34 protein-coding genes are annotated in these 25954 nt (G+C 63.7%); 12 read left to right on the forward strand and 22 right to left on the reverse strand.

Annotation, left to right across the window (positions count from 1 at the left end; genetic code table 11):
• Positions 1 to 85 precede the first annotated feature (85 nt).
• A complete protein-coding gene (locus tag AC4PTO_RS13745) occupies positions 86 to 259 on the forward strand; it encodes a hypothetical protein (protein WP_492729375.1) in 174 nt (57 codons plus the stop codon).
• A 118-nt stretch (positions 260 to 377) separates the two neighbouring features.
• Positions 378 to 1100: a ZIP family metal transporter gene (locus AC4PTO_RS13750; RefSeq protein ID WP_492729377.1), complete on the forward strand. Its 723-nt coding sequence runs from the start codon at positions 378 to 380 to the stop codon at positions 1098 to 1100.
• A 69-nt stretch (positions 1101 to 1169) separates the two neighbouring features.
• On the opposite strand, the gene AC4PTO_RS13755 is transcribed toward AC4PTO_RS13750, so the two are convergent.
• Complete coding sequence (locus tag AC4PTO_RS13755) at positions 1170 to 1355, reverse strand: zinc-finger domain-containing protein (protein WP_492729379.1); 186 nt, start codon at positions 1353 to 1355, stop codon at positions 1170 to 1172.
• Between the two features lie 94 nt (positions 1356 to 1449).
• Between AC4PTO_RS13755 and AC4PTO_RS13760 the strand changes: the two genes are divergently transcribed.
• Complete coding sequence (locus tag AC4PTO_RS13760; RefSeq protein ID WP_492729381.1) at positions 1450 to 2382, forward strand: ABC transporter ATP-binding protein; 933 nt, start codon at positions 1450 to 1452, stop codon at positions 2380 to 2382.
• A gap of 211 nt (positions 2383 to 2593) precedes the next feature.
• Here the strand turns inward: AC4PTO_RS13760 and AC4PTO_RS13765 are convergent, their stop codons facing one another.
• Positions 2594 to 2974, reverse strand: coding sequence for an HIT domain-containing protein (locus AC4PTO_RS13765; RefSeq protein ID WP_492729383.1), 381 nt, complete (start codon positions 2972 to 2974; stop codon positions 2594 to 2596).
• A gap of 11 nt (positions 2975 to 2985) precedes the next feature.
• A complete protein-coding gene (locus AC4PTO_RS13770; protein WP_492729385.1) occupies positions 2986 to 4560 on the reverse strand; it encodes a DUF5928 domain-containing protein in 1575 nt (524 codons plus the stop codon).
• Positions 4561 to 4707: 147 nt separating this feature from the next.
• Between AC4PTO_RS13770 and AC4PTO_RS13775 the strand changes: the two genes are divergently transcribed.
• Both AC4PTO_RS13775 and AC4PTO_RS13780 read left to right on the forward strand, forming a co-directional pair.
• Complete coding sequence (locus AC4PTO_RS13775; protein WP_492729387.1) at positions 4708 to 5526, forward strand: sulfotransferase family protein; 819 nt, start codon at positions 4708 to 4710, stop codon at positions 5524 to 5526.
• Entirely contained in the window at positions 5527 to 6219 is a 693-nt protein-coding gene (locus AC4PTO_RS13780) for a phosphatase PAP2 family protein (RefSeq protein WP_492729389.1), read from the forward strand.
• A 14-nt stretch (positions 6220 to 6233) separates the two neighbouring features.
• On the opposite strand, the gene AC4PTO_RS13785 is transcribed toward AC4PTO_RS13780, so the two are convergent.
• Both AC4PTO_RS13785 and nth read right to left on the reverse strand, forming a co-directional pair.
• Positions 6234 to 7220: an adenosine kinase gene (locus tag AC4PTO_RS13785; protein WP_492729391.1), complete on the reverse strand. Its 987-nt coding sequence runs from the start codon at positions 7218 to 7220 to the stop codon at positions 6234 to 6236.
• Entirely contained in the window at positions 7217 to 7861 is a 645-nt protein-coding gene (nth, locus tag AC4PTO_RS13790; protein WP_492729393.1) for an endonuclease III, read from the reverse strand. Before nth ends, AC4PTO_RS13785 begins: the two co-directional genes overlap by 4 nt.
• A 122-nt stretch (positions 7862 to 7983) precedes the next feature.
• On the opposite strand from nth, the gene AC4PTO_RS13795 reads away from it, so the two are divergent.
• The 3 genes from AC4PTO_RS13795 to AC4PTO_RS13805 all read left to right on the forward strand — a co-directional run bounded on the left by AC4PTO_RS13795 (position 7984) and on the right by AC4PTO_RS13805 (position 10502).
• Positions 7984 to 8829, forward strand: a complete 846-nt coding sequence (locus AC4PTO_RS13795) for a methylated-DNA--[protein]-cysteine S-methyltransferase (protein WP_492729395.1) — start codon at positions 7984 to 7986, stop codon at positions 8827 to 8829.
• 137 nt (positions 8830 to 8966) lie between these two features.
• Positions 8967 to 9629, forward strand: a complete 663-nt coding sequence (locus tag AC4PTO_RS13800) for a YiaD family glycine zipper/OmpA-like lipoprotein (RefSeq protein ID WP_492729397.1) — start codon at positions 8967 to 8969, stop codon at positions 9627 to 9629.
• 105 nt (positions 9630 to 9734) lie between these two features.
• Entirely contained in the window at positions 9735 to 10502 is a 768-nt protein-coding gene (locus AC4PTO_RS13805; protein ID WP_492729399.1) for a FadR/GntR family transcriptional regulator, read from the forward strand.
• A 55-nt stretch (positions 10503 to 10557) separates the two neighbouring features.
• Here the strand turns inward: AC4PTO_RS13805 and AC4PTO_RS13810 are convergent, their stop codons facing one another.
• The 5 genes from AC4PTO_RS13810 to AC4PTO_RS13830 all read right to left on the reverse strand — a co-directional run bounded on the left by AC4PTO_RS13810 (position 10558) and on the right by AC4PTO_RS13830 (position 13168).
• A complete protein-coding gene (locus tag AC4PTO_RS13810) occupies positions 10558 to 11112 on the reverse strand; it encodes a F0F1 ATP synthase subunit B (protein ID WP_492733629.1) in 555 nt (184 codons plus the stop codon).
• Positions 11113 to 11116: 4 nt separating this feature from the next.
• Entirely contained in the window at positions 11117 to 11683 is a 567-nt protein-coding gene (locus AC4PTO_RS13815) for a F0F1 ATP synthase subunit B' (RefSeq protein WP_492729401.1), read from the reverse strand.
• 77 nt (positions 11684 to 11760) lie between these two features.
• Positions 11761 to 11997 (reverse strand): F0F1 ATP synthase subunit C, encoded by a 237-nt coding sequence (locus AC4PTO_RS13820; protein ID WP_009157477.1) that lies wholly within the window; start codon positions 11995 to 11997, stop codon positions 11761 to 11763.
• 59 nt (positions 11998 to 12056) lie between these two features.
• A complete protein-coding gene (locus AC4PTO_RS13825) occupies positions 12057 to 12824 on the reverse strand; it encodes a F0F1 ATP synthase subunit A (RefSeq protein WP_492729404.1) in 768 nt (255 codons plus the stop codon).
• A 2-nt stretch (positions 12825 to 12826) separates the two neighbouring features.
• The gene (locus AC4PTO_RS13830; RefSeq protein ID WP_492729406.1) at positions 12827 to 13168 is read right to left on the reverse strand and encodes an AtpZ/AtpI family protein; all 342 of its coding nucleotides are present in this window, start codon (positions 13166 to 13168) and stop codon (positions 12827 to 12829) included.
• 214 nt (positions 13169 to 13382) lie between these two features.
• Between AC4PTO_RS13830 and AC4PTO_RS13835 the strand changes: the two genes are divergently transcribed.
• Positions 13383 to 13721 carry an ArsR/SmtB family transcription factor gene (locus AC4PTO_RS13835; RefSeq protein ID WP_492729408.1) on the forward strand — a complete coding sequence of 113 codons (339 nt, stop codon included), beginning with the start codon at positions 13383 to 13385 and terminating at the stop codon, positions 13719 to 13721.
• 79 nt (positions 13722 to 13800) lie between these two features.
• On the opposite strand, the gene AC4PTO_RS13840 is transcribed toward AC4PTO_RS13835, so the two are convergent.
• The 12 genes from AC4PTO_RS13840 to AC4PTO_RS13895 form a co-directional block, all read right to left on the reverse strand.
• Positions 13801 to 13962: a hypothetical protein gene (locus tag AC4PTO_RS13840; protein ID WP_492729410.1), complete on the reverse strand. Its 162-nt coding sequence runs from the start codon at positions 13960 to 13962 to the stop codon at positions 13801 to 13803.
• Between the two features lie 154 nt (positions 13963 to 14116).
• The gene (locus tag AC4PTO_RS13845; protein ID WP_492729412.1) at positions 14117 to 14893 is read right to left on the reverse strand and encodes a succinate dehydrogenase iron-sulfur subunit; all 777 of its coding nucleotides are present in this window, start codon (positions 14891 to 14893) and stop codon (positions 14117 to 14119) included.
• A gap of 3 nt (positions 14894 to 14896) precedes the next feature.
• The gene (locus AC4PTO_RS13850; RefSeq protein ID WP_492729414.1) at positions 14897 to 15208 is read right to left on the reverse strand and encodes a hypothetical protein; all 312 of its coding nucleotides are present in this window, start codon (positions 15206 to 15208) and stop codon (positions 14897 to 14899) included.
• Positions 15208 to 17013: a succinate dehydrogenase flavoprotein subunit gene (sdhA, locus tag AC4PTO_RS13855; RefSeq protein ID WP_492729416.1), complete on the reverse strand. Its 1806-nt coding sequence runs from the start codon at positions 17011 to 17013 to the stop codon at positions 15208 to 15210. Before sdhA ends, AC4PTO_RS13850 begins: the two co-directional genes overlap by 1 nt.
• A gap of 12 nt (positions 17014 to 17025) precedes the next feature.
• On the reverse strand, positions 17026 to 17397 hold the full coding sequence (gene sdhD / locus AC4PTO_RS13860; protein ID WP_492729418.1) for a succinate dehydrogenase, hydrophobic membrane anchor protein: 372 nt from the start codon (positions 17395 to 17397) through the stop codon (positions 17026 to 17028).
• An 11-nt stretch (positions 17398 to 17408) separates the two neighbouring features.
• On the reverse strand, positions 17409 to 17792 hold the full coding sequence (gene sdhC / locus AC4PTO_RS13865) for a succinate dehydrogenase, cytochrome b556 subunit (protein ID WP_492729420.1): 384 nt from the start codon (positions 17790 to 17792) through the stop codon (positions 17409 to 17411).
• A gap of 220 nt (positions 17793 to 18012) precedes the next feature.
• Positions 18013 to 18663, reverse strand: a complete 651-nt coding sequence (locus AC4PTO_RS13870; protein WP_492729422.1) for a TorF family putative porin — start codon at positions 18661 to 18663, stop codon at positions 18013 to 18015.
• Positions 18664 to 18797: 134 nt separating this feature from the next.
• Positions 18798 to 19829, reverse strand: coding sequence for a MaoC family dehydratase (locus AC4PTO_RS13875; protein ID WP_492729424.1), 1032 nt, complete (start codon positions 19827 to 19829; stop codon positions 18798 to 18800).
• 1 nt (position 19830) lies between these two features.
• Positions 19831 to 20034 carry a DUF1737 domain-containing protein gene (locus AC4PTO_RS13880; RefSeq protein ID WP_492729425.1) on the reverse strand — a complete coding sequence of 68 codons (204 nt, stop codon included), beginning with the start codon at positions 20032 to 20034 and terminating at the stop codon, positions 19831 to 19833.
• Entirely contained in the window at positions 20034 to 20585 is a 552-nt protein-coding gene (locus AC4PTO_RS13885; RefSeq protein ID WP_492729427.1) for an NnrU family protein, read from the reverse strand. The genes AC4PTO_RS13880 and AC4PTO_RS13885 overlap by 1 nt, the downstream gene beginning before the upstream one ends.
• Before the next feature lie 11 nt (positions 20586 to 20596).
• Complete coding sequence (locus tag AC4PTO_RS13890) at positions 20597 to 21466, reverse strand: (3S)-malyl-CoA thioesterase (protein WP_492729428.1); 870 nt, start codon at positions 21464 to 21466, stop codon at positions 20597 to 20599.
• Between the two features lie 109 nt (positions 21467 to 21575).
• Positions 21576 to 22310: a sulfite exporter TauE/SafE family protein gene (locus tag AC4PTO_RS13895; protein WP_492733631.1), complete on the reverse strand. Its 735-nt coding sequence runs from the start codon at positions 22308 to 22310 to the stop codon at positions 21576 to 21578.
• Between the two features lie 239 nt (positions 22311 to 22549).
• Here AC4PTO_RS13895 and mdh point away from each other — a divergent pair, with 239 nt between their 5' ends.
• The 3 genes from mdh to sucD all read left to right on the forward strand — a co-directional run bounded on the left by mdh (position 22550) and on the right by sucD (position 25873).
• Positions 22550 to 23512, forward strand: a complete 963-nt coding sequence (gene mdh / locus AC4PTO_RS13900; protein WP_492729429.1) for a malate dehydrogenase — start codon at positions 22550 to 22552, stop codon at positions 23510 to 23512.
• Between the two features lie 278 nt (positions 23513 to 23790).
• Positions 23791 to 24984, forward strand: a complete 1194-nt coding sequence (sucC, locus tag AC4PTO_RS13905) for an ADP-forming succinate--CoA ligase subunit beta (protein ID WP_492729431.1) — start codon at positions 23791 to 23793, stop codon at positions 24982 to 24984.
• Positions 24985 to 24988: 4 nt separating this feature from the next.
• Positions 24989 to 25873, forward strand: coding sequence for a succinate--CoA ligase subunit alpha (gene sucD, locus AC4PTO_RS13910; protein WP_492729433.1), 885 nt, complete (start codon positions 24989 to 24991; stop codon positions 25871 to 25873).
• Positions 25874 to 25954 lie beyond the last annotated feature (81 nt).

The raw sequence follows: 25954 nt of genomic DNA on the forward strand, positions 1-25954 counted from the left end.
ACCCGCCCCCGCCTGCCAGCAGCCTTGCGCCCGCCGGCGCGCTCGGGCATGACAAGGGGGCCTTGCAGATCAGGAGGGGTGCATCATGGATTATGGAAAATCAGGCGGCCCGAAACATGGCAAGAACGCCCCCCGCCATGCTGAGCACAATGCCCGTGGCAGCGAAAAGAACCCCTTCGGCAAGCAGGAAACCAAGGCCGAACTTCTTGCAAGGATGAAAGCCGCCGCCAAGGCGCGCAAGGCCTCCGACGGGGCGTGATCCCGCAGCCCCGCCCGCAAACGGGGCGGCGACCGGCGCGCATCTGCCGGGCCATCGCGCACTTGGTCCCGACCGCCATCCTGTGTCATGAAGGTGGAACACAGCGCGCGGGGCCGACATGCATGACCTCTTTCTTGCCTTGCTCTACGGCCTTGTCGCCGGGCTGATGATTCCGGCCGGTGGCTACCTGGCCAGCATCGAGCGTATCCAGCCGCGTTGGCTGGAGCAGGAATTCCGCCAAGGCATGATCGCATTCGGCGGCGGCATCCTTGTGGCGGCGGTGGCCTTCGTCCTTGTCCCCAAGGGGCTGGAGCTGCTTTCGCTCTGGCACGGGCTGGCCGCGTTCTTCGGCGGCGGCATCCTGTTTGCGCTGCTGGAGCGCCTGCGCAAGAAACATGCGGGCGCGAACGCCCAGTTCTACGCGATGCTCACCGATTTCGTGCCCGAGGCGATCTCGCTTGGTGCGATCATCGCCAGCCGCTCGGCCGAAGCGGCGCTTCTGGCCTTCTTCATCGGCGCCCAGAACCTCCCCGAAGCCTTCAACGCCTTCCGCGAGATCGTGGCAAACGGCAAACGCGCAAGGCCCGGCATATTGCGGTCATTCTTCCTTCTGGCAGGGATCGGGCCGCTTGCCGTTGCGGTCGGGTATCTGTTCCTGCGCGAGCTTCCGATGCTGACCGGCGGGTTGATGATGGCCGCCGCGGGCGGCATTCTTTTCCTGATGTTCCAGGATATCGCGGTGAAAGCGCACCTCAGATACAGCCAGGCGCCCTCGCTGGCCGCACTGGCGGGCTTCGCCGTCGGAATCGTGGCCACCGCGCTGGTCGGAAAGGGCGGCTAGCGTCCCCGCTTCGGGCGCGGAGGAAATTACGGCCCCGGCGGGCCGTCCGCTCAGGCCGCCCTTGCCCGGTCAGTGATCGTCATGGGCATGCGCCCGGTCGATCACGAATTTCTTGTCGCAATAGCCGCACTCGACCTCGCCGGTCTCCTTCGGGATGGACAGCCAGACCCGCGGATGGCCAAGCGCCCCCTCGCCCCCGTCGCAGGCAACCTTCCAGCGGGTCACGGTCTGGGTTTCGGGCGGGGCGATCGTCATGGTCGGGCTCCGTTTGGCTGGCCGTTCTTGTGGCGGCGTGGGATACAGGCTTTAACTTGGCGCGCATGATAACGATTGAGCGGGGGCCGACAAGGTGGAACAACAGGCGATACGCATCGAAAACCTGCGCAAGACCTATGCCGCAACAGGGCGGCAGGGCCCGAAAGAGGCCCTGAAGGGCGTCGACCTGTCGATTCCCGCCGGCTCGATCTTCGGCCTTCTGGGGCCGAACGGCGCGGGAAAATCCACGATGATCAACATTCTGGCCGGGCTGGTGCGCAAGACGGCGGGCAAGGTGACGATCTGGGGCTTCGACCAGGACGTGAACCCCCGCCAGTCGCGCGCCGCGATCGGGGTCATGCCGCAGGAACTCAACATGGATCCGTTCTTCTCTCCGCGTGCCGCGCTGGAGATGCAGGCCGGGCTCTATGGCGTGCCCGCGCGCGAACGCTGGACGGACGAGATCCTGAGCCTTGTCGGATTGACCCAGCAGGCCGAGGCCTATGCGCGCAACCTGTCGGGGGGGATGAAGCGCCGCCTGCTTCTGGCCAAGGCGCTGGTGCACCGCCCGCAGATCCTTGTGCTGGACGAGCCGACCGCCGGCGTCGACATCGAATTGCGCAGCATGCTCTGGGCCAATGTGCGGCGGCTGAACGAACAGGGCATGACGATCATCCTGACCACGCATTACCTGGAAGAGGCCGAGGAGATGTGCGACGAGATCGCCATCATCGACCGGGGCGAAGTCATCGTGCGCGACACCACCCCCGCCCTTCTGCGCCGGATGGACGGCAAGGCCCTGATCGTCGAGCCCGAAGAGCCGCCGCCCGCAACGATCAGCCTTCCCGCCGGGATCAGCATGGAAGCCCGCCCGGACGGCACCATCGCTTTCCTGTATCGCAGGTCCGAAACAAGCGCCGGGGCCGTGCTCGACGCGATCCGCGCAGCCGGCATCCAGATCCGCGATGTCGCCTCGGAACAACCCGGTCTGGAAGAGGTCTTCGTGGCATTGACCTCGAAATCCTGAAGCCTCCGGCGGGGATATTTTTGCTCTGAAGAAGACAGGCGCCGCGCCCTGAACCCCGCAGCGATGCCGGTGGGCCAGGGCGCTTTCGCTTCTCCAGAGACGGTCATCGGCGTCCCCGCCTGTACCGTGCCCCCAGATTCGCACCAATTGGTTTCTTCAGAGTTAAAATATCCCCGCCGGAGGCTTCCGCACCCGTCACGCGCGGGGCGCGTCAGGCCCTGGGCAGCATGTGCCCCAGGGGCCGGCCCGCAAGGATGTGCAGGTGATAGTGCGGAACTTCCTGAACGCCGTGTTCGCCCGCGTTCGAGATCGTGCGATAGCCCGCCCCGCCGGCGCCCGGCGCGATGTTCAGCATCCGGCAAAGTTCTCCCGCCGCGCGGGTAAAGTCGACGATCTCGGCATCCGAGGCTTCGGCGGCGAAATGATCGTGGCAGACATAGGGCCCCTTGGGGATGAGAAGGACATGCTCGGGCGTTTTCGGTGCGATGTCGCGGAAGGCCAGGCTGTGGGCGGTTTCAAGGACGGTGTCGTTGGGGATCTCGCCGCGCAGGATGCGGGCGAAGATGTTCGTCGGGTCATAGGCATAGGCCATTCGGGGTCTCCTCAATCGGCAAACAGGTGATCGGTCCGGGCAATCTGCACTGCGTTCTCTTGCCCGATTTCCAGAAACCGTGCGAGCGCAACCGCATTGCTTTCGGGGCTTTCGGTCTCGCGCATCTGGAGGAAGACCGGAAAGCGGGCATCGCGCATCCGGTCGCTTTCGAAACGCAGATCGTAGCGGATCGTGGGCAGAAGCCGGTCGATCACCTCTTGCGGGGTGCGATCTCCGGCCAGGCCGACACGGCGGGCATGGCCCAGAAGGTAATCGTCAGAGAAACTGCACTCCACCTCGAGGATGCGGGTCACGGCCTTGTCCGACACGAAATCCTGCATCAGGTCGAAGGCGGCCGGATCGAGGCAGATCAGCAGTTTGTCCGATTTGTGATAGTCGAACAGCATGCGCATGATCGCGCGGCGATGCCGGTTGCGCTTTTCGAGGGTCGTTTCGATTCCGCCCATCGGCGGCAGGCCGCCCGCTTCGTTGAAGATATACTCGACCGCCGGGATATCCGTTTTCGAACGAACCTGATCGGCGATACGCTTTGCGACGTGCCATTTCTTGCACACAAGCATCATCAGCACCCGTTCCCGCCCCAGGCTGGATTCGGTTTCCCAGAAGCGCGGCGCAAAACGGCGTCCGACCCGACCGCGCCCCGTCAGAAAGCGGAAAAGATTTTGCCCCTCGTTCGAAAGTGCAAATTCCACCCCCGTCCTTGCCCAAAGCGCACCAAGCTTTTCCTTCAGAACCGCCGCATCCGGGCTGATCTTGCGCGCGAACAGAAAATCCTGGCTCAGCAGAAGGTCATAGTGGTCGTTATAGAATGTGACCGGCATCCCGTAATCGGTGAACATCAGGAATGTCAGCGTGCGGGTGCGGATCTCGTGCTCGGGGACGACATGGCGCACGATGGTCTGAAAGAAGGTCTCGTCCGGAATCCATGTGGTCTTGAAGAACCGCATTACGTCGGGTCGGTCGCGGCAGAAATCCAGCACCCATTCGATCGTGCGGCGGCGCAGGCACCACCACTGGCTGCCGATCATCATCTGCAGGTCTTCGGGCACCTTGCGCGACAGGCCAAGCGCACGCTGCCATTTGAAGCTGTTGTAGAACAGCCCCTTGTGGTTGCGCTCGTTGAACCAGTGGCGATAGATCAGCCGCTCTTCCTTGAGGCCCGTCTTGATCCAGTCCGAGGTGAAGAAGTCGAAGCTTTCGATATAGTCCACATCCTCGGCATCCAGCAGCGCGTGGGCGAATTCCGCCGTCTTGATCTGCATGCAATCGCCCGAAAGCATGTAGAAATGCGTGGCGGCGGGGAAGGCCTCGACCGCGGCGCGCACGGCCTCAAGGGTGGCGCCGACAAGGCTCCATTCGCCCCAACCACATTTCAGGCGACGTTTGGCGAAGGTGACGCGCGGATTGCCGGCAAGCGCCTTGCGGATCCGGTCATGATCCGCGCGGCTTGCCCTTGCGTCGAAATGGATCGAGACGAAATCGCCCGCCTCGGTCAGGCGCTCGGCTTGCAGGATGATCCCCTCGGGATCCTTGTGAGTCAGCAGGATGAAGGCGATTTTTGCCATGGGAAGAATGATCTTGCCTGCGCCTGGGAACGATTATTCGCCTTGATAGCGCCAATCGCCATTGTAAAAACAGTGTCTGTTTGTTTTTTTGCCTTAGTTTAACCGCCTTGTGCAAACCATTGAAGCGGGCCTTTCGGAGGAAAGTTCATGGGATTTCCCGGCACCTGGATGACAGAAAGCGAAAGCATGGTCTATCGCGTCGTGCCGAAATGCGCCTGCTCTTCGATCGGACAGATCATGTTCTTTTCCGATCACGGCAGGTTCTTCGACGGCGATATCCACGATGCGACAAGCGGGCTGCACAAGTGGTCGATCGAGGCGAGCCAGAAAAAGATTGAGGACAATGTCAGGCGCCACAAGTCTTTTGCCTTTACCTGCGTGCGCAACCCCTATGCGCGGATCCTCAGCTCTTTCTTCGACAAGATCGCGGGCATCCAGCGCAACGGAAAACGCTACCGGGGCAACCTCGTGCCGCAGCTTGCGCAGAAATACGGCGTCGAGGTGGGCAGCCCCGAGGACGATTTCGATTTCGACCAGATCAGATCCTTCCGCCGCTTCCTGCTGTTCGCGCGCGACACGATCCGCTGGCGCCGCCCGATGGAGCCCGACATCCACTGGTCGGCCATGTCGGGGCATGTCTCGACCTATATCGTCAATGGCGGGCGTTACGACCACATCTTCTTCACCGAAAAGTTCAACGAGGGCATGCAGGGCGTTCTCGACAAAACCAAGACCGCGCATCCGATAGATCTTGCCCGGATCCCGCGCTTCAACGAATCCGAAGGGCACGGCCCGAAACGCGCCCATCCGGTCAGCGCCTATTTCGATGACCTGTCCCGGCATCTCGTCTGGGAGATCTACAAGAAGGACTTCCAGCTTTTCCGCTACGATTTCGACGATCCGGACAACAAGATGCCGGTGGGCGAGATCGACATGGACGAGGTCCACGCGAAGCTTGGCGATTGAATGCGCCGCATCTGGGCATGGCTGCGCGACCGCATCGAAGTCGAGATCCTGGCGGCGATGGGTTTCATCGCGGGCACCGTGTGGGTCTTTGCCGTTCTTGCCGACGGGGTCACCGAGGGCACGGCGTCGGCCTTCGACCGCGCCGTCCTGCTGGCGCTGCGCAATCCGGCAGATCCCGCCGACCCGTTGGGCCCGCCATGGCTGGAGCTGATGATGCGCGATCTGACCGCGCTTGGCGGCGTGGCGGTTCTGGGGCTGATCACGATTTCGGTCAGCGGGCTTTTATGGCTTCAGGGGCGCCGCCGGGCGGTTGCGCTGCTGCTGGCGGCAATCGGCGGCGGGCAGCTTTTCAGCAGCATCGCCAAATGGATCATCGACCGCCCGCGTCCCGACATCGTGCCGCACGAGACGCTTGTCACCTCGGCCAGCTTTCCCAGCGGCCATTCGATGATGGCGACGATCACCTACCTGACGCTTGCCGCGATGGTCGCGCGGCTGCAAACCCGTCGCAGCCTGCGCCTCTACCTTGTCGGCATGGCAATCCTGGCATCGTTCCTGGTGGGCGCAAGCCGCGTCTATCTGGGCGTGCACTGGCCAAGCGACGTGCTGGCCGGGTGGGCGGCGGGCGCGGGATGGGCGCTTGGCTGCCTGCTGCTGGCCGACTGGCTGTTTCCAGACAGCAAACCTGAATAGGCCCCGCGGCGCGCTCAGATCAGACCGTGGCCGCGAAACAGGGCCTTCACATCGGATTCGGGACGGGCGCCGAAATGGCCGATGACCTCGGCCGCCGCGATGCAGCCCATCCGCCCCGCCACGGCAAGGCTTTGCCCGGTCGCATAGCCATAAAGGAAGCCCGCGGCGAACTGATCGCCCGCGCCGGTCGCGTCCACCGGCACGACGCGATGCACCGGCACCTCGACCCGCTCCCGCCCCCGGATCAGCACCACATCGGCGCCCGAGCGGGTGCACACCACGATGGGGCATTCCGCCGAGGCCTGGCGCAGCGCCTCTTCCAGATTGGTCTGGTAGAGCGATTCCCATTCGTGCTGGTTGCCGATCACATAATCCATCTCGGTGCTGACAAGGCGGCGAAAGCCCTCGCGGTGGCGGTCCACGCAGAACGGGTCCGACAGCGCGATCCCGGCCTTGCCGCCGCCGCGCCGGGTGGCCTGCGCCGCCTTCAGGAAGGCCGCCTTGCCGTGATCCTTGTCGAACAGATAGCCCTCGAGGAACAGGATCTGCGCGTGTTCGGCCACCTCGAGGGGCACATCCTCGGTCGACAGCTCGGCCGAGATCCCCAGATAGGTGTTCATCGACCTCTCGCCATCCGGCGTGACGAAGATCATCGAGCGCGAGGTCGGCAGATCCGCCTTCGCCACCGGCGGATTGACGAAATCGGTCCCCTCGGCGGCCATCGAGGCCGCGTAGAACCGCCCAAGCGCATCGTCGCGCACGCGCCCGATGAAGGCCGTGCTCAGGCCCAGATTCCCCAGCCCCGCCAGCGTATTGGCGACCGAGCCGCCCGGCGCCTGCGTGCGTTCGGTCATCGCGGCATAAAGCGTCTCGGCGCGCTCGCGCTCGATCAGCTGCATGATGCCCTTTTCGATGCCCATGTGATCCAGAAAGGTATCGTCGGTCTGGCTCAGCACGTCGACGATGGCATTGCCGATGCCGACAACCTGATAGGATTTCACTGGGTCTTCTCCTCGTATTGGCACAGATCGCGGATGATGCAGACCGCGCATTTCGGCTTGCGCGCGACACAGATGTAGCGGCCATGCAGGATCAGCCAGTGATGCGCGTGGCGCTGGTATTCCACCGGCACGTTGTCTTCGATGGCGCGCTCGACCGCGTCGACATCCTTGCCCGGACAGATGCCGGAGCGGTTGCCGATGCGGAAGATATGGGTATCGACCGCCTGCGCGGGATGGCCGAACCACATGTTGAGCACGACATTCGCCGTCTTGCGCCCCACGCCCGGCAACGATTGCAGCGCCGCGCGCGAGCTGGGCACCTCTCCGTCGAAGGCGTCGACAAGGATCTGGCTCAGGCGGATGACGTTCTTGGCCTTTTGCCGGAACAGGCCGATCGTCTTGATCTTCTCGACCAGCGCGGCCTCGCCAAGCGCAAGCATCTTCTGCGGCGTGTCGGCAATGGGAAACAGCCCGCGCGTGGCCTTGTTCACCCCCGCATCGGTGGCCTGCGCCGAAAGCGCGACCGCCACCAGAAGCGTGTAGGCATTGACATGTTCCAACTCGCCCCTGGGATGGGGTTCGGCCGCCTCGAAACGGCGGAAAACCTCCTTCATGGTGCGATAATCAAGCTGCTTTGCCATGTCCTTCCTATGCCCGCCGCGCCGCTGATCGGCAAGGGCTGACGGCGCGCAAAGCACAGCTTTCGGGTCGCGCGCGGGGGCGGCCGCGCGTATCATGGGCATCCCATACGGAGACCGGCACAATGAATTCCCCCCTGCCCGACGCACAATACCACTTCCGGGTCATCGAGCGTGCCCTTGCCCGCATCGACGAGGCCGACGGCAGCCCCGTTTCGCTTGGCGATCTGGCCGCAAGCCTCGGCATGAGCGCCGCGCATTTCCAGAAGGTGTTTTCCGCCTGGGTCGGCGTCTCGCCCAAGCGCTATCAGCAATACCTGTCGCTTGATCTTGCGCGGGAGTTGCTGGCGCAGCGCATGCCGCTGGATGCGGTGGCCGATCACGCGGGGCTGTCGGGTTCCGGCCGGTTGCACGACCTGTTCCTGCGGTGGGAAGCCATGAGCCCCGGCGAATACGCGCGCGGGGGCGCGGGCCTCACGATCCGCTGGGGCTGGTTTCCCTCACCCTTCGGCGAAGTTCTGGCTATGGGCACGCAGCGCGGCCTTTGCGGCCTGGCCTTCGCCGCCGATACCGGGCGCGATGCCGCCTTCGCCGATCTGGCCGCCCGCTGGCCGCGCGCGGAATTCGTCGAAGACCCCGACGCGATCGCGGGCTGGGTCGAGGCCGCGCTTGGCCAGCGGGGCGAGACGTGCCTGCACATGATCGGCGCGCCGTTCCAGATCAAGGTCTGGGAGGCGCTTTTGCAGATCCCCTCGGGGCAGGTCACCACCTATTCCGACATCGCCGATGCCATCGGCCATCCCCGCGCGGTGCGCGCGGTGGGTACCGCAGTCGGGCGCAACCCGGTCTCCTGGCTGATCCCCTGCCACCGCGCGCTGCGCAAATCCGGCGGGCTTGGCGGCTATCACTGGGGTCTGCCGGTCAAGCGCGCGATGCTGGCCTGGGAAGCGGCCCGGCGCGAGGCCGGCTAGGCACGCCCCGCTCTCCAGGAAGTGATGGGCGAAAACCCGCCACCCGCGCAGAAGCGATGGAACATCCCCGCCGCGATTGGGTAATATTCCCTGCGAGGCCCGTGCAAAGGGCCCTTTAAGATAAAAGGCGATAGAGCATGAATGCGAAGTTTTCCCTGATGCTGGGCGTAACCGGGCTGTTCGCCCTTTCGGCCTGCACGGATCCCTATGCAACGGGTGTCGACAATGGCGCCCATAGCAACCAGACCTCGGGCGCGATCACGGGCGCGTTTCTGGGCGGCGTCTTCGGCGCCACGCGCAAGGGTGACGACAAGCTGGCCAAGACCGCGGCCGGTGCGGTGGTCGGCGGGTTGATCGGCGGCGCGATCGGGGCAAACCTCGATCGTCAGGCGCAAGAGCTGCGCCGCGATCTCGATACCAACGGCGTTTCGGTGGTCAATACGGGCAGCCAGTTGATCGTGACGATGCCGCAGGACGTGCTTTTCGCCACCGACAGCGCGGTGGTGCGGAGCGACCTGCAACGCGATCTCTACACGCTTGCCGGCAGCCTCAACCGCTATCCCGATACCACCGTCGAGGTGATCGGCCACACCGACAACACCGGCGAGGCAAGCTACAACCAGCGCCTGTCGCAGGACCGCGCGAACGCGGTCGCCAGCGTTCTGGTCGGCGCGGGCGTGCCGCGCCAGCGGGTCGTGGCCTATGGCCGGGGCGAGGATCAGCCCATCGCCTCGAACCTGACGCCCGATGGCCGCGCGCAAAACCGGCGCGTGGAGTTCATCATCCGTCCGAACAGCTGACCCCGCGGGGATCGGCAAGCCAGGAAGGCCGGGCATCTGCCCGGCCTTTGTGCATTGTGCACCGCCCTTCCCGGTCATAATATTTGACCAAAGCCAGGGGGTGTCATGCCGTTTCAGAAAATCGAGCCGGAAAAGCTTGCCCATGCGGTCGAACGCCAGATCGAGCACCTGATCTTGCAGGGGATCTTGCGGCCGGGCGAACGCCTGCCCTCCGAACGCGAGCTTTCAGAGCGCCTTGGCGTCTCCCGCCCCAGCCTGCGCGAGGCGATCGCAGCACTTCAGGATACGGGACTTCTGAGCACGCGCGCCGGCGCCGGTGTCTTCGTGGCCGATGTGCTGGGCTCGGCCTTCTCGCCCGCGCTGGTGCGGCTGTTTTCGCGCAACGAACAGGCGGTGTTCGACTATCTCGCCTTTCGCGCCGATCTTGAGGGGGTGGCGGCCGCGCGGGCCGCGCGGCTTGGCTCGGACGCCGATCTGGAGGTGATCAATTCCATCTTCCACCGCATGGCCGCCGCGCATGAAAAACGCAATCCCTCGCTCGAGGCCGAGCTGGATGTCGAGTTTCACATGGCGATCATCGAGGCCTGCCACAATGTCATCATGCTGCACATGATGCGGTCCATGTTCGAGCTTCTGCGCGAGGGGGTGTTCTTCAACCGCTCAGTCATGTTCCGCAACCGCTCGACCCGCGACGCCCTGCTTGAACAGCACCGCGCGATCAATGACGCGGTGCAGGCGCGCGACCCCGAGGCCGCCCGCGCGGCGATTGCCCGGCATATGGAATTCGTGGATGTCGCGCTTCACGAGCAGCAGAAATCCGAACGCAACGAAGCCCTGGCCCGGCTGCGTCTACTGCACGAGGCCGGGCGGTAACGAAAAACCCGGCCGCGGGGGCCGGGTTTCTCATGTCTCGGATCGTCTTGCGGCCTTAGTGCAGGCGGTTTTCGACTTCGGCGATCGACGCGTCGATCATGCTCGACTGTTCCTTCGCGCTCATCTGCTTGCCCAGCACCTCGCCGGCGGCGGCCACCGCAACCGCGACGGCCCGGTCCTTGACCTCGCGCAGCGCATGCGATTCAGCCGAGGCGATCTGTTCCTCGGCAGCCTTCAGACGGCGCGCGATCGAGGCTTTCAGCTCGGCCTTGGCCTGTTCGGCGGCGGCCTGCGCATCGCGCTTGGCCGCAACCACGATCTGGTCGGCCTGTTCCTGAACTTCGCGTGCCTTGCGCTCATACCCCGAAAGGATGGTCTGCGCCTCTTCGCGCAGCGCGCGCGCCTCATCAAGGTCGGACTTGATGCCTGCGGCACGTTTGTCCAGAAGCCCGCCCAGAAGCGCCGGCACCTTGAAATAGAACAGCACCGCGACGAACAGCAGGAAGGCCAGCGTCACGACGAAGTCGGTGTTGCGCAGCGAGAAGAACGGCCCCGATGCCGCAAGCGCGGGCTGCGCGGCAAGGATGAGCAGAAGCGAGAGTTTCTTCATCATCTTACCCTTTCAGCCGCGCGTTGATCGCGGCACCGACGGTCTTCGCATCGGCCTTGCCACCAAGCGCCGCCACGATCTCGAGCGCGGTATCCTTGGCGACGGTCTCGACCGCCTCCATGGCGCCGGCCCGGATCTCGGCGATGCGCGCTTCCGATTCCACGGTGCGCGCCGAGATTTCGGCATCGGCCTGCGCGGTGGCGGCATCCAGATCCTTCTGGATGTCGGCACGGGCCTCGGCCACGATCTTCTGCGCCTGCGTCCGGGCATCGGCGAGCGCCTTTTCATAGGCCGCCTCGGCGTCCTTGGCCTTCGCCTTGTAATCTTCCGCGGCGCTCAGATCGCCGGCGATGGTGGCCTGACGGTCCGCCAGAACCGCGCCGATACGCGGCAGGGCGATGCGCGACAGCACCCACCAGATCACGACCAGCGTCACCAGCAGCCAGAAGATCTGGTTGCCGAAGGTTGCGAAATCCAGTTGCGGCATGCCAGCGGATTCCGCCGCATGACCTGCGGCCTGCGCCGCGTCATGCGCCATTTCCGAGGCAGCTTCGTGCGTTTCAGTTGCCATATCGTCCCCCTGGCCCCTTCAGATAACCGGATGGGCCCGCCAGGGGCCCACCCGACCGCAAGGATGCGAAAAAGGGATCAGACGGCGAACATCAGCAGAAGCGCGACGAGGAACGAGAAGATCCCCAGAGCTTCCGCGAAGGCGATGCCGATGAACAGCGTCGCGGTCTGGCCGGCAGCGGCCGAAGGGTTGCGCAGCGCGCCCGACAGGAAGTTGCCGGCAACGTTGCCCACACCGACAGCAGCCCCACCCATGCCCATGCAGGCCAGGCCAGCGCCGATGTAAGCACCCATTTGAACGATATCGCCTTCCATGTTCGTCACTCCTTGAGGTTGGAATTGGCTGAATTGAGTTGTTAGCGGGGAACCCGACCTTAGTGATGCGGATGCAGCGCGTCTTTGAGGTAGACGCAGGTCAGGATCGTGAACACATAGGCCTGGATGAAGGCCACGAGCATCTCAAGCCCGTACATCGCGGTGATCGCGATGATCGACAGCGGCGTCACCACCACGCCGATCCCCGACATCAGGACCAGCGGCGCGAAAGCCGCGAAAACCTTGATCACCGCGTGACCGGCCATCATGTTGCCGGCAAGACGGATGGAATGGCTGACCGGGCGCACGAAGTAGGAAATCACCTCGATCAGCGCCAGAACCGGGCGCAGCGCCAGCGGCGCCGAGGACACCCAGAACAGGCCAAGGAAGCTGGCCCCGTTCTTGACGAAGCCCACCACCGTCACCGTCACGAAGACCAGAACCGCCAGCACCGCCGTCACCGCGATATGCGAGGTGGGGGTGAAGGCCTTGGGCAGCAACCCCAGGAAGTTCGAGAAGACGATGAACAGGAACAGCGTGAAGATATAGGGGAAGAACTTGAGCCCGTCCTTGCCCGCCACATCCTCGACCATCTTGTGGATGAAGCCGTAGGCAAGCTCGGCGATCGACTGGATCCGGGTCGGGATCACCGCGCGGCCACGCGTGCCGATCACCAGCAGCAGGATCACCGCAAGAACCGAGATCGCCATCCACAGCATCGCGTTGGTCGGGGTATACCAGTGCACCGGGCCATCCCCGAACAGGGGCTTGACGATGAACTGATCCATCGGATGGAACACAAGACCGGTGCCAGCTTCTTCCGCCACGTTTATCTTCCCTCTTCATCGGCCGCATCGGCAGCCTGACGTTCTTCGCCCAATTCCCTGGCGGTTCGCAGCATCACCCGCACCCCCGCCGCAAGCCCGAGGAAGGTGAACAGCACCATCAACAGCGGCAGCGTGCCAAACAGCACATCCAGCCCGTATCCGATGCCGAAGCCGATCCCCAGCCCCGAAACCAGTTCGATGACCATACGCCAGGCCATGTTCGCCTGGGAATACTGGTCATCGACGCGCGGGGCCGGTTCATGGGTCCGCCTGACCTCTGTCAGCCGCTCCTCCAGGCGCTTCAAACGCTCGGGATCCGGGCCATCAGTGGGATCTTGGGACATTGCCAGCACCCGCAATTCTTCATGGGGTTCCTACGTCTCACAGCCGCGTGAGTCAAGCGCGCAGGAGGAATATCAAGACACTGAAAGATAACGATAAAATTTTCTGCCGCGGGGCTGCGGCACGCAAGATCACCCGTTTGAGGCAGCCGCGCGGAAGATTTCGATATTCAACCGAACGGTTGACGATCCCGCGCGGCTCGCGCATCACTTCGCCATGACATCCGCCGACACGGCCCCGCTTGACGCCATCTTCGCCGCCCTCGCCGATCCGACCCGGAGGGCGATCCTGACGATGCTGCTCGAGGATGACATGGCCGTCACCGATGTGGCCGAGCCGTTCGCCATGTCGCTGGCTGCGGTGTCCAAGCATCTGGCGATCCTGGCCGATGCCGGCCTGATCGAGCAGGAGAAACGCGGACGCGTCAAATGGTGCAAGCTGGAGCCCGATGCGATGCGCGCCGCCACCGTCTGGATGCGCGGCTTCGGCCAGGTCGACCCGATCGACCTTGATGCTTTCGAACAGTTTCTGGAAACCGAATTCCGCGACGGCTGATCCCCCCGTGCGGGGCATGAAAAAAGACCCCGACATACATGCCGGGGCCCTACCAGTATCTCATGCCGTTGCCGTTGTTTCAGGCGGCAGGGGAATAATATGCATACATCAGTTCAAGCGGCGTCAGGCTTGGTTGGCCATGCTTGCTCGCTCTTTCGGGGGTGTAATAGGCCAGCGAATCTTCAAGTGCTTTCTGCGCCTCGGCCTTGGTGTTGCGCGGAAACGCGATGATCTTCACCATTGGAACTCTCCGGTTTCAGAGTTCCTCCCATGCGCACAATATAGGGCATGGGGGTCCGTTCGGCACGTCACGATGCTGCAAGGGTGCCATGCGCAGCGCGCAAGAAAAAGCCCCGGCGCGCGGGCCGGGGCTTTTGGGCAGGTTCGAACCGGGATCAGACCACGCGATCGACCATCATCTTCTTGATATGCGCGATGGCCTTGGCCGGGTTCAGGCCCTTGGGGCAGGTCTTGGTGCAGTTCATGATCGTGTGGCAACGATACAGCTTGAACGGATCTTCCAGCGCGTCCAGACGCTCGCCCGTGGCCTCGTCGCGGCTGTCGATGATCCAGCGATAGGCATGCAGCAGCGCCGCCGGGCCAAGGTATTTGTCGCCATTCCACCAGTAGCTCGGGCACGAGGTAGAGCAGCTCGCGCACATCACGCATTCATAAAGCCCGTCAAGCTTCTTGCGGTCCTCGATCGACTGGCGCCACTCTTTCGCCGGGCGGTTCGTCTTGGTTTCCAGCCAGGGCATGATGCTGGCATGCTGGGCGTAGAAATGCGTCAGGTCAGGGATCAGGTCCTTCACCACCGGCATATGCGGCAGCGGGTAGATCTTCACGTCGCCCTTGATCTCGTCGAGGCCATAGATGCAGGCCAGCGTGTTGATCCCGTCGATATTCATCGCGCAGGAGCCGCAGATCCCCTCGCGGCAGGAGCGGCGGAAGGTCAGCGTGGGGTCGACCTCGTTCTTGATCTTGATCAGCGCGTCCAGAACCATCGGGCCGCACTTGTCCATATCAAGGAAATAGGTGTCCACCCGCGGGTTCTCGCCGGTATCGGGATCCCAGCGATAGATCTGGAACTTGCGGATGTTCTTGCCCTCGGGCTTCGGCCAGGTCTTGCCGACGCGGATCTTCGAGTTCTTGGGAAGCGTGAACTGAACCATGATTTATCCCTTCCAGTCCGTTCGGGAATACAGCGGCCGCGTCGGAGGCTGGCCGGATTTGTTGTAGACACAGCGATCGTAGATCGCTGCGGGATCTTGCGTGCCCAGCTGCGCCCCGACCGAGATATCGAGATCGACATTCGACAGCACCCTGCCGCCCGATCCGACGCCGATCCCGACCTCGCCCGAAATGGGCGAGCGCGGCTGAACCTGCTGAAGGCATTGGCGTTCGGCCTGCTCCACCGGGATCGGCCCGCAGGCCGCCAGCAGCGCGGCCAGTGCCGCATAAAGCGCATATGCCGGGCGCGGCGCCATCAGAAGGTCCGCGCCTTGGGGGCGATGGTCTGCAGGCTGATGCCGCCCTCGGCCTCGGTCGTCAGCGGATCGACGATGACCGGACGATAGCTGAGCGCCACCTTGTTGCCCTCCACGCGGCTGACGGTATGGACGCGCCAATTTTCATCGTCGCGGGTGGCATGGTCTTCGGAGGCATGTGCGCCGCGGCTTTCCTTGCGGGCCTCGGCGCCGACGATGGTGGCAAGCGCGTTCGGCATCAGGTTGGTCAGCTCCAGCGTCTCCATCAGGTCCGAGTTCCAGATCAGCGACCGGTCGGTGACCTTCAGGTCGCCCAGCTTGGCGGCGATGGCGGTCATCTTCTCGACCCCTTCGGCCAGCGTCTTGTCGGTGCGGAACACCGCCGCGTCGGCCTGCATGGTCCGTTGCATCTCAAGGCGCAGGTCGGCCGTGGGGATGGGGCCATCCGCATAGCGCAGCGCGTCGAACCGCGCGAAGGCCGCGTCGACCGACGCCTGGTTGAGCGCCCCGTTGCGCGCCTTGGGATCGACCACCTGCCCCGCACGAATGGCAGCGGCGCGGCCGAAGACCACGAGGTCGATCAGCGAGTTCGAGCCCAGGCGGTTCGCGCCGTGCACGCTGGCACAACCCGCCTCGCCCACCGCCATCAGGCCCGGAACGACCGCAGTCGGGTTTTCGGCGGTCGGGTTCAGCACCTCGCCCCAATAGTTCGTGGGGATGCCGCCCATGTTGTAGTGCACCGTCGGCAGAACCGGGATGGGTTCCTTGGTCACGTCGACGCCGGCGAAGATCTTGGCCGATTCCGAGATGCCCGGCAGACGTTCGGCCAGCGCCTCTTTGGGCAGGTGCGACAGGTTCAGGTGGATATGGTCCTTGCCCTCGCCCACGCCGCGCCCTTCGCGGATCTCCATCGTCATGCAGCGCGAAACATAGTCACGCGGCGCGAGGTCCTTGTAGTGCGGCGCGTACCGCTCCATGAACCGCTCGCCCTCGGAGTTGGTCAGATACCCCCCCTCGCCGCGCGCGCCCTCGGTGATCAGGCAGCCCGAGCCGTAGATGCCGGTCGGGTGGAACTGCACGAACTCCATGTCCTGAAGGGCCAGGCCCGCGCGCGCCACCATGCCGCCACCGTCGCCGGTGCAGGTATGCGCCGAGGTCGCCGAGAAGTAGGCGCGACCATAACCGCCCGTGGCCAGAACGACCATCTTGGCGTTGAACACATGCATCGTGCCGTCATCAAGCTTCCAGCACACCACGCCCTGGCAGGTGCCGTCCTCGGACATGATCAGGTCGATGGCGAAATACTCGATGAAGAATTCCGCGTTGTTCTTGAGGCTCTGACCGTAAAGCGTGTGCAGAATGGCGTGGCCGGTGCGGTCGGCCGCGGCGCATGTGCGCTGCACGGGCGGGCCTTCGCCGAATTCGGTGGTGTGGCCGCCGAAGGGGCGCTGGTAGATCTTGCCCTCTTCGGTGCGCGAGAAGGGCACGCCGTAATGTTCCAGCTCGTAAACCGCCTTGGGCGCCTCGCGCGCGAGGTATTCCATCGCATCGGTGTCGCCCAGCCAGTCCGACCCCTTCACGGTGTCATACATGTGCCACTGCCAGCTGTCGGGGCCCATATTGCCCAGGCTGGCCGCGATGCCGCCCTGTGCCGCCACGGTGTGCGACCGGGTCGGGAAAACCTTGGTCACGCAGGCCGTGCGCAGGCCCTGTTCGGCCATACCGAGCGTTGCGCGCAGGCCCGCGCCGCCGGCACCGACCACCACGACGTCATATTCATGCGTCTCGTATGCGTAAGCTGCCATGTTTCAGTTCCTTCAGAGCGCGATCTTCACGAGCGCATAAAGCCCGCTGGCCATCACGGCATAAGACAGCATGATGGCAGCGATGATGCCGACCTTGCGGGCGGTGCCATGGGCATAATCCTCGATCATCATCTGCGCACCCTTGGCAAAGTGACGCATGCCGACAACCAGCGTGAGTCCGGTCAGGATGGCCGGGAACGGGCGCGAGAAGATCGCCAGAACCTCTTCATGCCCCTGCCCCAGTGCGCGGCCGAAGACGAACAGGAAGGCCGGAACCAGGAAGGCCAGCCCGACGGCAGTCACCGTCATGAACCAGTGATGCTCGGTCCCGGTGCCGGCGGCACCCTTGCCCACGGCGCGTTTACGATCGGTCAGATACCGCATTTGCTGCCCCCTCAGACCAGAATGATGGTGATGACGGTCAGCACGACTGAACCGATGATGCAGGCCCAGCCAAGACGTTCCGCCGTTTCGATCTCGAGCCCGTGGCCGGCATCGAAGTAAAGGTGCCGCAGCCCGGCAAGGTAATGATACCAGACGCCCAACACCGAGGCGGCGAAGATCAGATCCCCGAACCACGAGGTTGCAACTGCATTTGCAACCGCGAAATATTCAGGCCCCGTGGCAGCTGCAAGCAGCCACCAGACCGCCAGCACGACGCCGACGATCAGCGCGTTGCCGGTAATGCGGGTCAGGATCGAGGTAAATGAGGTCATCTGCGGGCGATAGATCTGCAGATGCGGGGAAAGAGGCCGTTCAACCCGTTTCACGTCAGCCATTTTGGGTTCCTCTGTCGCTAGGCCCCCCGCGCCCGGAAGCGTAGTGGGGCTGGCCGGATTTTCCCCTTGAATAACGCAATTTTCGCCCGAGTCACGCACTCAGACGGCCATGAAGGCGTTTTTCACCCCCTGAAAGGCAAGAAAATGCCGTTCGTGATCACAAATTTTTGACGTGTGATCACGATACTGGAGATTTTCCCGTGCCGACCTCCGGCAAAGTTCAGAATCTTCCCAGATTGAAATTTTGCGAAAATCCGACTGCAACCCGGCCGTCGCTGTCCGACGCTTCGTGATAACGCAGGTCCAGCGATGTCACTTCATTCAGGCTGTAGCTGATGCCGATATCGCCGTAGCTGTGCGAGGCCTGCTTCTCTCCGACGGTGCCGGAAAGCGCGAAGCGGTCGTTCAGCTGCGCATCGAAGCCAAGATTGGAATTGAAGCGATCGCCTTCCGGGTCGTAAAGCGTGGCGCCACGGATGCTGATCCCTTCGCTGATCGGCATCGCAAGTTTAACGAAAGCCTCGCCACAACATTCGCCGGACGCGTTGTAGAAGTAATGTGCATAGCCCAGATCATAGCGCAGACCGAAATCGAACGCGCTGCGATAACCCAGCGTCAGGTCGACCTCCAGATCATCGCCATTGCCCATGTCCAGGGTCGATCCCCAGGCACCGGCATAGAACCCGTCCGAAAAGACATAGGCATAGCCCTGCAACGCGGGGTGCCCGTCCGAGTTCGAACGGCCGTAGGACATGTATTCAGAGGTGAGCGCATAGCCGGCCCAAACCTCCGGACCGGCCTCCTGCGCGGCGAGCGGCGGCGCGGCACACAGACCAAGCCCCACAACGCCCATGGCGATTGCCTGTTTCATGGATTTACCTGCTCTTGCCTGTTTTTTTGAAAACATAGCACGAACAGAAGAAAATCGCCCCTCTTTATTCGGGAAGGGCGAAATAGTGCCTTGAAGTGCCCGGCATACATCACCTTGTATCCGGGGCCCACCCGTTAAAGCGGCATCAACGCCCAGTAATCCAGATCCAGAAGCACTTCGGGGGCGTATTTCCCATCCTCCCCGCGCAGCGCGAAGGGTGCCGCGCCCTGCCGGGTTGCTACAAGACGCAGCCGGATCGCGCCCACGCCCGGCGCCGCCGTTTCGGACTTGTCGAGAACTTCGGACCAGGCTTTCACCGTATCTCCGGCAAAGCAGGGATTGGCATGCGCGCCCGCATTCAGCGCCACGATCATCTGCGCATTGGCCAGCCCGTTGAAGCTGAGCGCGCGCGCCATCGAGATCACATGGCCGCCATAGATCAGCCGCTTGCCGTCCTCGCGGAAAGTCGCGTCGAAATGCACCTTGGCCGTGTTCTGCCAAAGCCGGGTGGCCAGCATATGCTCGGCCTCTTCGATCGTGACGCCGTCCACATGGTCGATCTTCTCGCCCACCGCATAATCGCCCCAACGGTGCCCTTCGCCCGAAAGCCCAAAATCGTAATCCGAGAAATCCAGCCCCTCGGGCACGACCAGCGCCTCGGGGTGCACCACCGGGGTCAGCTCGGGCAGAACGGTTTCGGGCGCCGGCGCATCCATGCGGTTCTTGCGCACCATCACCCAGCGGACATATTCCAGCACCGTCTCGCCATGCTGGTTGATGCCGCGCGTACCGACATAGACCACACCGGACTTGCCGTTCGAGTTTTCCTTCAGCCCGATCACGGTGGATTCCGAACGCAGCGTATCGCCCGGCCAGACCGGCTTGAGCCAGCGCCCCTCGGCGTAGCCCAGATTGGCCACGGCATTCAGGCTGATATCGGGCACGGACTTGCCGAACACGACGTGAAAGGCCGCCAGATCGTCGACCGGGCTCGCCCGCAACCCGCTGGCCCGCGCGAATTCATCCGATGAATAAAGCGCACCGCGCGCGGGATACAGCGCGTGATACAGCGCACGCTCGCCGCCCGAGATGGTGCGCGGGACGGCGTGGCGGATGGTTTCGCCGATGCGGTAATCCTCGAAAAAGCGGCCCGGATTGGTCTTCATCTTACTGCTCTCCCAGTTTCAGGTCGGGATGGTATTCGCCCGGCACTTCCTTCGTGACGGCCTGCGCACAGCGCATGACGCCCTTGGCCGCATCGAAGGCATAAGAAGGCGCACCGTGAAGCACCCACCCCCGCGACAGCGCGAGCGAGACCTTGTGGCAGAAGGCCGAGGTGTCGTCGTCGGTCAGAAGGCGATAAAGTTTCATCAGTAGTTTCCGGCAAAGACGTTGTAGCCAAGCAGGCTGTGAATCCAGGCCGCCAGCCCGTAAACCGCCGCCGCGCCGATCAGGTTCTTGATATCCCCGCCGATTGATCCCTTGGCCGGGCGCTTCCACGGGCCTGCGCGGTTGATCACGACCATCTCGGCCACGGCCCAGATCCCCATCGAGCCGAACAGCAGGATCGAGGCCAGATCGCCATTCACCAGCAGGTGCCCGACCGACCACAGGATCACCCCCGTCAACATCGGGTGGCGGATCTTGTCGATCAGTACCGAGCGCGCGCCGCTGACCCCGAACAGATAGACCGAGATCAGCATCAGCGTATTGTTCGCATGCCCCATCCCCGGCAGCGGCGCATAGACCGGGATCACGTCGGCCATGCGATAGCCGATGACCATCAGCACAAGGCCAACCAGCACAAGCCCGGCCACCATCGAACGCGCCTGCGGTTCCATCATAAGCCGCTTGCGCGGCGCCAGCCGCTTGAACAGGTGCGCCAGCACCCACAGCAGGATACCAAGGATCAGTAGAAACATGCTTTCGCCTTTCAGTCGCCCAAAGCGGCAATCGCCTCGGCCTTCGCCAGAACCTGCCGCGCGGTCACGATATGCAGGTTTTCGACGATCTTTCCATCCACAACCGCAACCCCGAGGCCTTTCGCCTCGGCCTCCTCGAAGGCGGCGATCTGGCGGCGGGCAAGTTCGACCTCGGCCTCCGAGGGAGCGAAGGCGGCATTGGCCACATCAAGCTGGGCGGGATGGATCAGCGTCTTGCCGTCAAAGCCCATGTCGCGGCCCTGCTCGCATTCGACGCGCAGGCCATCGGCGTCCTTGAAGGCGTTATAGACCCCGTCGACGATGATCTTGCCATGGGCTTTCGCGGCCAGAAGGCACAGGCCCAGCCCCGCCTGCATCGCAAGCCGGTCGGGGCGGAAGCGCGATTGCAGCTCTTTCGCAAGGTCGTTGGTGCCCATGACCATGCCCGCCAGGCGCGGATGGGCCGCGATCTCGGCGGCGTTCAGCATGCCAAGCGCAGTCTCCATCATCGCCCAGAGCGGAACCGAGGCGATCAGGTCGGCCACCGCGTCCAGATCGGCCGCGCGCGAGACCTTGGGGATCAGGATCGCATCGACGCGCGCGCCTTCGCGGATCGCCTTGGCGAAGGCCAAAAGATCCTCGCGGCCCCACTCGGTATCCAGCCCGTTGACGCGCACGATACGGGCGCGGCCGCCGTAATCGGCCTCGGACAGGGTCCGGGCCAGCAGCGCGCGGGCATTGACCTTCTCATCCACCGCAACCGCGTCCTCGAGATCGAAAATGATGGCATCGCAGGCCAGGCCGCGGGCCTTTTCCAGCGCGCGTTCGTTGGAACCGGGGATATAGAGCACCGAGCGGTAGGGACGGGCGGGCATGGACATGATTCTCTCCTCGCAAGATTATTTCGCCAAGGACCACATTCGCGCCACTTTCCGCAAGGCCCGATTTGCCGCAATGCAGAAATGGCCGCAGGGGTATCCTGCGCCCCGCTCAGAGCACTTGCCAGATCAGCCGCAGAGAAATCGCCAGCAAGGCCCAGATCACGATGCGGAAGAACAGGACCTGAGGGATGACGCGCACCGCCCACACCCCGGCAAGGACGGCAAGTGCCGCGGGCGCCATCAGCATCACCGCCACGCCCAGATTGGCCGGGCTAAGCTGGCCAAGCGCATAATAGGGCACCAGCTTCACCGCGTTGATGAAGGCGAACAGGATCGTCGAGGTGCCCGCGAAAACCGTCTTGCTCATCCCCAGCGGCAGCGCATAGACCTGCCAGGGCGGGCCGCCCGAATGGCTGACGAAGCTTGTGAATCCGGCGATGGTGCCCCAGAAGATGCCCTTGCCCGGATCAGGTGGGCGCGGCTCGGCCACGGCGGGGCGGCGGAAGATCGCGTTCAGCGCGAAAACGCTGCCGATCACCCCGACCAGAAGGCCCACCATCCGGTCGCTGACCACGCTGGCCGTGGCCCAGCCCAGGGCAATTCCCAGCACCGCGGCGGGGGCCACGATCATCAGCACCCTGCGGTCGAACTCCTTGCGCCATGCCCAAAGGCCGAACATGTCCGACACGATATAGACCGGCAGCAGAAGGCCCGCGGCCTGGACCGGACTCATGACCTGCGCCAGAAGCGGCACCGCAATCCCGCTGATGACCGGAAGCCCGCCCTTCGACAGCCCGACCGAGATCGCGGCCAGAACCGCGAAGACCCATCCCAACGTGTCCAGTTCCATTCCCGCCCCGGCCAGAGAATCAGGCGCCCCGCTGGCGCATCGCCCATGTGATAGGGGATCGCCCCCGCGAACGCACGCGGGCGGCGAAAGGGGGCCAGACGGGCGGAATTGTTCACAACGGTATACAATGCGGGGCGGTTTTGCCCCGCCGCAGCGCAGCGCCCTTGCCAGAAAGCGCGCAAAGGGCTAACCCTCCCCGCGTCAGTTTCAATCCATCCCACCCGGAGGAACCCATGGCCCGACCCAAGATCGCCCTTATCGGCGCCGGCCAGATCGGCGGCACGCTCGCCCATCTCGCCGCCATCAAGGAACTCGGCGATGTCGTCATGTTCGACATCGCGGAAGGCACCCCGCAGGGCAAAGCGCTCGACATCGCGGAATCCGGCCCCTCCGAGGGCTTTGACGGCACCTTCAAGGGCACCAACGACTACGCCGATATCGCGGGCGCCGATGTCTGCATCGTGACCGCCGGCGTGCCGCGCAAGCCGGGCATGAGCCGCGACGACCTTCTGGGCATTAACCTCAAAGTCATGAAATCGGTGGGCGAGGGCATTGCAGCGCACGCCCCGAACGCCTTCGTGATCTGCATCACCAACCCGCTCGACGCGATGGTCTGGGCGCTTCAGCAGTTCTCGGGCCTGCCGGCCGAGAAAGTCGTCGGCATGGCCGGCGTGCTCGACTCGGCGCGTTTCCGCCACTTTCTGTCGGTGGAATTCGGCGTCTCGATGCGCGATGTCACCGCCTTCGTCCTGGGCGGCCATGGCGACACGATGGTGCCGCTGGCGCGCTACTCGACCGTGGCCGGCATCCCGCTGCCCGACCTGGTGCAGATGGGCTGGACCACGCAGGACAAGCTTGACGCGATCGTCCAGCGCACCCGCGACGGCGGCGCCGAGATCGTGGGCCTGCTGAAGACCGGTTCGGCCTTCTATGCGCCGGCCACCTCGGCCATCGAAATGGCCGAAGCCTACCTGAAGGACCAGAAGCGCCTGCTGCCCTGCGCGGCCTTCGTGAAGGGCGCCTTCGGCCTTGACGGCATGTATGTCGGCGTGCCGACCATCATCGGTGCCGGCGGCATCGAAAAGGTCGTGGACATCAAGCTCAACAAAGACGAGCAGGCGATGTTCGACAAGTCCGTCGATGCCGTGAAAGGCCTTGTCGAGGCCTGCAAGGGCATCGACCCCTCGCTGGCCTGACGCAGACTGAATACCCAACCGGAAAACGCGCCCTTCGGGGCGCGTTTTTCTTTGCCCGCTGCATCCGGCACTGCCGGATCATCCCCAAATCGCTTGATTCCTGCGATTCAGAAGCCATGACGCCCCCTGTCAGGATCTTTGTGATCACAGTTTTTGAGCCCGTGATCACAAAGCGTGGATTTCTGCCGGTGGCACCGCATTTCCGGCAAATATCGTTTTGTGAGGCAGGCCAGATGTGTCAAGAGGGCCTTCAAATTGCACCAGCATGGGACATTGCCATGAATATCCATGAATACCAGGCGAAAGCCCTTCTTCGCAGCTATGGCTGCCCGGTCTCCGAAGGGCGCATCGTGCTCAAGGCGGACGAGGCCAAGACCGCGGCGGGCGAACTTGACGGCCCGCTCTGGGTCGTTAAGGCCCAGATCCACGCGGGCGGCCGCGGCAAGGGCAAGTTCAAGGAAGCCGAAGCGGGCGAAAAGGGCGGTGTCCGTCTGGCCAAGTCGGTCGAAGAGGCCGAGCAGCTGGCCAAGCAGATGCTCGGCCGCACGCTGGTGACGCATCAGACCGGCCCCGTCGGCAAGCAGGTCAACCGCATCTATATCGAAGACGGCTCGGACATCGCGCGCGAACTTTACCTTGCCGTTCTGGTGGATCGCCAGACCTCGCGCATTTCCTTCGTCTGCTCGACCGAAGGCGGCATGGATATCGAGGAAGTCGCCGCCAAGACCCCCGAGAAGATCCTGTCCTTCTCGGTCGATCCGGCCTCGGGCCTGTCGGATTTCCACGGCCGCCGCGTGGCCTTCGCCCTTGGGCTGGAAGGCCCGCAGGTCAAGCAATGCGTCGCGCTGATCAAGAACCTCTACAAGCTCTTCGTCGAGAAGGACATGGAGATGCTTGAGATCAACCCGCTGATCGTGATGACCGACGGCAACCTCAAATGCCTCGATGCGAAGATGGGCTTCGATGGCAACGCGATCTACCGTCACCCCGACATCGCCGCGCTGCGCGACGAAACCGAGGAAGACCCCAAGGAACTCGCCGCCTCGAAGTTCGACCTGAACTACATCGCGCTCGATGGCGAGATCGGCTGCATGGTGAACGGCGCCGGCCTGGCCATGGCCACGATGGACATCATCAAGCTTTACGGGGCCGAGCCTGCGAACTTCCTGGATGTCGGCGGCGGCGCCACCAAGGAAAAGGTGACCGAGGCCTTCAAGATCATCACCTCGGACCCCAACGTCAAAGGCATCCTCGTCAACATCTTCGGCGGCATCATGCGCTGCGACATCATCGCGGAAGGCATCATCGCCGCGGTGAAAGAGGTTGGCCTGCAGGTTCCGCTCGTCGTGCGACTTGAGGGCACGAATGTCGAGAAAGGCAAGGAAATCATCGCGACTTCCGGCCTCAACGTCATCGCCGGGGACAACCTCGCCGATGCTGCGCAGAAAATCGTGAAAGCGGTGAAAGGCTAAGAAAATGGCAGTCCTCGTCAACGAAAACACCAAAGTCATCTGCCAGGGCTTCACCGGCTCGCAGGGCACGTTCCACTCGGAGCAGGCCATCGCCTACGGCACTAAGATGGTCGGCGGCGTGACGCCCGGCAAAGGCGGCACCACGCATCTGGACCTGCCCGTGTTCAACTCGGTCCACGAGGCAAAGCATGTGACCGGCGCGAACGCGACCGCGATCTATGTGCCCCCGCCCTTCGCCGCGGATTCGATCCTCGAGGCGATCGACGCCGAAATGGAACTGATCGTGTGCATCACCGAAGGCATTCCGGTTCTGGACATGATGAAGGTCAAGCGCGCGCTCGAAGGTTCGAAATCGCGCCTGATCGGGCCGAACTGCCCCGGCGTCATCACCCCCGACGCCTGCAAGATCGGCATCATGCCCGGCCATATCCACATGCGCGGTTCGTGCGGTGTGGTGTCGCGCTCGGGCACGCTGACCTATGAGGCGGTGAAACAGACCACCGATCTGGGCCTTGGCCAGTCCTCGGCCGTGGGCATCGGCGGCGACCCGATCAAGGGGACCGAGCATATCGACGTGCTCGACATGTTCCTCGACGATCCGGAAACCACCTCGATCATCATGATCGGCGAAATCGGCGGCAGCGCCGAAGAGGAAGCCGCGGAATTCTTGGCCGAGCAGAAGAAGAAGGGCCGCTGGAAACCCACCGCGGGCTTCATCGCGGGCCGCACCGCACCTCCGGGCCGCCGCATGGGCCATGCCGGCGCGATCGTGTCGGGCGGCAAGGGCGATGCGGAAAGCAAGATCGAGGCGATGAAGAAAGCCGGGATCGTGGTCGCCGACAGCCCCGCCCATCTGGGCGAGGCCGTGATGAAGGCGATCAAGGGCTGACGACAATCGCCGGAGCGTGGTGCTTGCCGCGCCGCGCTCCGGTTTCCGGCAAGGCGCCCGCTTGAGGAGGGGCGAGTGTTT

It is taken from the genome of Rhodobacter maritimus (assembly GCF_058747975.1).

What these genes read in the sequence shown, in the direction of transcription:
- AC4PTO_RS13745 (WP_492729375.1), top strand. Translation starts at nt 86, where the DNA reads ATGGATTATGGAAAATCAGGCGGCCCGAAACATGGCAAGAACGCCCCC.
- AC4PTO_RS13750 (WP_492729377.1), top strand. Translation starts at nt 378, where the DNA reads ATGCATGACCTCTTTCTTGCCTTGCTCTACGGCCTTGTCGCCGGGCTG.
- AC4PTO_RS13755 (WP_492729379.1), bottom strand. Translation starts at nt 1,355, where the DNA reads ATGACGATCGCCCCGCCCGAAACCCAGACCGTGACCCGCTGGAAGGTT.
- AC4PTO_RS13765 (WP_492729383.1), bottom strand. Translation starts at nt 2,974, where the DNA reads ATGGCCTATGCCTATGACCCGACGAACATCTTCGCCCGCATCCTGCGC.
- AC4PTO_RS13770 (WP_492729385.1), bottom strand. Translation starts at nt 4,560, where the DNA reads ATGGCAAAAATCGCCTTCATCCTGCTGACTCACAAGGATCCCGAGGGG.
- AC4PTO_RS13775 (WP_492729387.1), top strand. Translation starts at nt 4,708, where the DNA reads ATGGGATTTCCCGGCACCTGGATGACAGAAAGCGAAAGCATGGTCTAT.
- AC4PTO_RS13780 (WP_492729389.1), top strand. Translation starts at nt 5,527, where the DNA reads ATGCGCCGCATCTGGGCATGGCTGCGCGACCGCATCGAAGTCGAGATC.
- nth (WP_492729393.1), bottom strand. Translation starts at nt 7,861, where the DNA reads ATGGCAAAGCAGCTTGATTATCGCACCATGAAGGAGGTTTTCCGCCGT.
- AC4PTO_RS13795 (WP_492729395.1), top strand. Translation starts at nt 7,984, where the DNA reads ATGAATTCCCCCCTGCCCGACGCACAATACCACTTCCGGGTCATCGAG.
- AC4PTO_RS13800 (WP_492729397.1), top strand. Translation starts at nt 8,967, where the DNA reads ATGAATGCGAAGTTTTCCCTGATGCTGGGCGTAACCGGGCTGTTCGCC.
- AC4PTO_RS13805 (WP_492729399.1), top strand. Translation starts at nt 9,735, where the DNA reads ATGCCGTTTCAGAAAATCGAGCCGGAAAAGCTTGCCCATGCGGTCGAA.
- AC4PTO_RS13810 (WP_492733629.1), bottom strand. Translation starts at nt 11,112, where the DNA reads ATGAAGAAACTCTCGCTTCTGCTCATCCTTGCCGCGCAGCCCGCGCTT.
- AC4PTO_RS13815 (WP_492729401.1), bottom strand. Translation starts at nt 11,683, where the DNA reads ATGGCAACTGAAACGCACGAAGCTGCCTCGGAAATGGCGCATGACGCG.
- AC4PTO_RS13820 (WP_009157477.1), bottom strand. Translation starts at nt 11,997, where the DNA reads ATGGAAGGCGATATCGTTCAAATGGGTGCTTACATCGGCGCTGGCCTG.
- AC4PTO_RS13830 (WP_492729406.1), bottom strand. Translation starts at nt 13,168, where the DNA reads ATGTCCCAAGATCCCACTGATGGCCCGGATCCCGAGCGTTTGAAGCGC.
- AC4PTO_RS13835 (WP_492729408.1), top strand. Translation starts at nt 13,383, where the DNA reads ATGACATCCGCCGACACGGCCCCGCTTGACGCCATCTTCGCCGCCCTC.
- AC4PTO_RS13840 (WP_492729410.1), bottom strand. Translation starts at nt 13,962, where the DNA reads ATGGTGAAGATCATCGCGTTTCCGCGCAACACCAAGGCCGAGGCGCAG.
- AC4PTO_RS13845 (WP_492729412.1), bottom strand. Translation starts at nt 14,893, where the DNA reads ATGGTTCAGTTCACGCTTCCCAAGAACTCGAAGATCCGCGTCGGCAAG.
- AC4PTO_RS13850 (WP_492729414.1), bottom strand. Translation starts at nt 15,208, where the DNA reads ATGGCGCCGCGCCCGGCATATGCGCTTTATGCGGCACTGGCCGCGCTG.
- sdhA (WP_492729416.1), bottom strand. Translation starts at nt 17,013, where the DNA reads ATGGCAGCTTACGCATACGAGACGCATGAATATGACGTCGTGGTGGTC.
- sdhD (WP_492729418.1), bottom strand. Translation starts at nt 17,397, where the DNA reads ATGCGGTATCTGACCGATCGTAAACGCGCCGTGGGCAAGGGTGCCGCC.
- sdhC (WP_492729420.1), bottom strand. Translation starts at nt 17,792, where the DNA reads ATGGCTGACGTGAAACGGGTTGAACGGCCTCTTTCCCCGCATCTGCAG.
- AC4PTO_RS13870 (WP_492729422.1), bottom strand. Translation starts at nt 18,663, where the DNA reads ATGAAACAGGCAATCGCCATGGGCGTTGTGGGGCTTGGTCTGTGTGCC.
- AC4PTO_RS13875 (WP_492729424.1), bottom strand. Translation starts at nt 19,829, where the DNA reads ATGAAGACCAATCCGGGCCGCTTTTTCGAGGATTACCGCATCGGCGAA.
- AC4PTO_RS13880 (WP_492729425.1), bottom strand. Translation starts at nt 20,034, where the DNA reads ATGAAACTTTATCGCCTTCTGACCGACGACGACACCTCGGCCTTCTGC.
- AC4PTO_RS13885 (WP_492729427.1), bottom strand. Translation starts at nt 20,585, where the DNA reads ATGTTTCTACTGATCCTTGGTATCCTGCTGTGGGTGCTGGCGCACCTG.
- AC4PTO_RS13890 (WP_492729428.1), bottom strand. Translation starts at nt 21,466, where the DNA reads ATGTCCATGCCCGCCCGTCCCTACCGCTCGGTGCTCTATATCCCCGGT.
- mdh (WP_492729429.1), top strand. Translation starts at nt 22,550, where the DNA reads ATGGCCCGACCCAAGATCGCCCTTATCGGCGCCGGCCAGATCGGCGGC.
- sucC (WP_492729431.1), top strand. Translation starts at nt 23,791, where the DNA reads ATGAATATCCATGAATACCAGGCGAAAGCCCTTCTTCGCAGCTATGGC.
- sucD (WP_492729433.1), top strand. Translation starts at nt 24,989, where the DNA reads ATGGCAGTCCTCGTCAACGAAAACACCAAAGTCATCTGCCAGGGCTTC.